At 64.7% G+C, this 799-nt stretch carries 1 protein-coding gene and 1 pseudogene; both read right to left on the minus strand.

Annotated features, from left to right (window positions below; translation table 11 throughout):
• Positions 1-623: cytochrome c (locus ET21_RS0125400; RefSeq protein WP_037471884.1), on the minus strand; the 623-nt coding region annotated here is incomplete at its 3' end.
• Positions 620-799: pseudogene (locus ET21_RS0125410) on the minus strand (hypothetical protein); the annotation flags it as partial. The gene ET21_RS0125400 and the pseudogene ET21_RS0125410, both read right to left, overlap by 4 nt.

The following is a 799-nucleotide window of genomic DNA, read 5'->3' on the forward strand; positions in this document are numbered from 1 at the left end:
CGCTGCGAGACCATGCTGAAATGCTCCATGAAGTGACTGGGCGGCGCCTTATGGCACTCGGCGCACTGCGTCGAATTGACCGATGGATGGCGATAATTAGCGATCTTCCAGCTGTCGGTCTTGTGGCAGCTCGCGCAGTCGGTGCCGAAAAGGCCCTGGTGCGGATCGCGGAACGCATGGCAGCTCGCGCAATTGAGCGCGGTCTCGGGGGTCAGGCTTTTGGGGTTTTTCGACATGCCCGCCAAAGGCTGCCGCCACTTTGCCATGTCGAGCAAGGCGGCGTGATCCATGCGGATGATGCCGTGCTCTCCCTCATGTTCGACGTGGCAGGAGGTGCACTGCGTCGCTTTCGCGTGGAACTGCGTCGACTGCTTCGTCCCGAAATCCGTGCCTGCATGGCAGGTGAGACAGGTTCGGGTTTCGACTCCCTTGCCCGGCGTGTGGCAGGCCGTGCATTGGCCGGCGAAGGACTGGTGCGCGCTCGAGAGCGGGCCGGGCGAGACGAGCTGCGCCACCAAGCCGGCATCCCTCGGCGCGTCCGATCGCATCCGGATCGCGACCGCGGCGACCATCACCAGCAGGGCTGCGATGAAGACGGCATAGGAAAGACGCTGCCAGCTCATAGCCAGCGCAGCCCGTAATAGATCGCCGCGCCGACGTGGAGCGCGAGCAGCGCGAAGATGAGACAGCCCAGCAGGATGTGCAGGAACCGCCATCGCGCGAACAGGGTGTTGGTCGCCTCTTCGGCGCGGATCGCGAATTCGGTATCGGCCAGCGCCGCGGCGATCCCCGCCTTGTC

Origin of the sequence: Sphingobium sp. DC-2, assembly GCF_000722555.1 — a bacterium.
In the GTDB taxonomy this organism is placed as follows: Bacteria; Pseudomonadota; Alphaproteobacteria; order Sphingomonadales; family Sphingomonadaceae; genus Sphingobium; species Sphingobium quisquiliarum.